Origin of the sequence: Mycobacterium gordonae (genome assembly GCF_001417955.2) — a bacterium.
Lineage (GTDB): Bacteria > Actinomycetota > Actinomycetes > Mycobacteriales > Mycobacteriaceae > Mycobacterium > Mycobacterium gordonae_B.
This window is the reverse complement of sequence record NZ_LKTM01000167.1, coordinates 1-1,768: the sequence shown is the minus strand read 5'-3', so window position 1 is coordinate 1,768 and position 1,768 is coordinate 1. Positions and strand designations below refer to the sequence as shown.

The following is a 1,768-nucleotide window of genomic DNA, read 5'->3' as shown; positions in this document are numbered from 1 at the left end:
CCACACACCCCCCGGCCGCCACTACGACGCCGCTCACCTCCGAGCCGCCGTCCCCCACCGAGCCACCCAGCGCGGCGGAGGCGCCCAGTGCGGCGGAGACACCGGCCACGTCGGAACCGCCGCCGGTGAAGATGACGACCCAGTGGTTGCACGTCCCGCTGCTCCCGCTGCCGATACCGATCCAGGTTCCGGCCAACCAGGTGCCGGCCAACCAGGCGCCGGTTAATCAGGCACCGGCCAACGTCAATCCGCAGAACCCCTTCTCCTCACCCGGAGGCCCCTGACCGGCGATTCACATTTGAGCTTCCTAGGAATTGCTCCCTACCTCGATGTGCGCGAGTAGGGTTTCAGCTGGCAAACTGCATACAGGCCAGCTGAATCGGTCGCTCCAGCAGTGGGGCGGATATGTTGTCGACGGCGGCCCGGGCGGTGGGCCGGTCCGCCCAGACCCCGTGGCTAGCTCGCACATGGCTTGGAGGGGTTATGGACATCGTGCTTGGGGTTTCGATGGAGCCCTCAGCAGTCCGGATGCTGCTGATCGAGGGGACGAACGCCGATGGCGCGACCGTCGAGGAAGAAAGCATCGAAGTAGCTGCCGCGAAAGGCGCAGCAGGCGCAGACGCCGGTGAGGCGGCGACCGACCGGGTGATCGCCGCGCTGGTGGGCACCCGCGAAGGCGCGGCCGAAGGTGGCTATCAACTGACCTCCACCGGCGTCACCTGGACGGACCCCAGCGAGGTTGCCGCGCTGCGACTGGAACTCGCCGCCCGCGATGTCGGCGGCGTGATGCTGGTGTCGCCGCTGCTCGCGGCCGCCGCGCTGGCGCAGACGGTGGGCGCCGCCCTCGACTACGAGCACATCGCGATGCTGTTCGTCGAGTCCGGCAGCGCGACGCTGGCCGTCGTCGAGGTCGCCGACGGCTCGATCGTCGACCTGCACCGGCAGTCCGTCCGGGACGAATCGCTCGCCGCCGGCCTGGTGACGATGGTCGCGGGTCTGGACGCACCGGCTTCGCGCGCCGACGGCGTGTTCCTCATCGGTTGTGGCGTCGACATCGTCGGCGTCAAGCCCGCCCTGGAGGCGGCGACGTCGCTGGTGGTCAGCTGTCCCGAAGAGCCGGAGATGGCGCTGGCCAGGGGCGCCGCGCTGGCCTCGGCGAACGCACCGCTGTTCGCGTCGTCGACGTCCGCACTGGCCTACGCGCTGGACCCGGGCACCGGCGAGGTGAACCCCCGCGCGCTCACCCCCAGCTACCTCGACGTCTGCGCCATGGCCGGGGTCGGCGAGGGGGCGCTGGCCTACAGCGCCGTGGAGGATGACACCGAGCACGCCGTCGAACCGCAGACCGATCCGCGGCGCAGGCCGTTGGCGCTGGTGAGTGGGGCTATCGTCGGCGTCGCCGCGGTGGTCGCCGGAGTGCTGATCGTCTCGCTGGCCTCCAACGTGCGCCCGACCGCGGCCCAGCAACCGAGCCCGCGCGAGAGCGTCCCGACGCCGGCGCTGCAGGCACCCGCCACCGAGTTGCCGGCGCAGGTCCTGCTGCCGGGGTCAAGCGCGGCCCCGCCGCCCAGTCCGGCGCCGCCGGTGGCGCCGCCGCCGGTGGAGGTCGCCGCTGCGCCGGCACCGCCGCCGGTGATTCAGCAAGCACCGCCCCAGACCGTGACCCGGCCGGCCCAGGCCCCGGCGTATGTGGCGCCCGCGCCCCGTCGGCAGCCCACCCAGCAGGCTGCGCCGCCGGTGCAGACGCCGGTGCAGCAGGCGGTGCCGC

At 72.3% G+C, this 1,768-nt stretch carries 1 protein-coding gene and 1 pseudogene; both read left to right on the top strand.

Annotated elements, in window-relative coordinates:
• Window positions 1-284, top strand: a pseudogene (locus tag AO501_RS38025) (hypothetical protein); the annotation flags it as partial.
• 199 nt (window positions 285-483) lie between these two features.
• A partial coding sequence (locus AO501_RS14145; RefSeq protein WP_156452554.1) for a DUF7159 family protein occupies window positions 484-1,768 on the top strand: 1,285 nt, incomplete at its 3' end.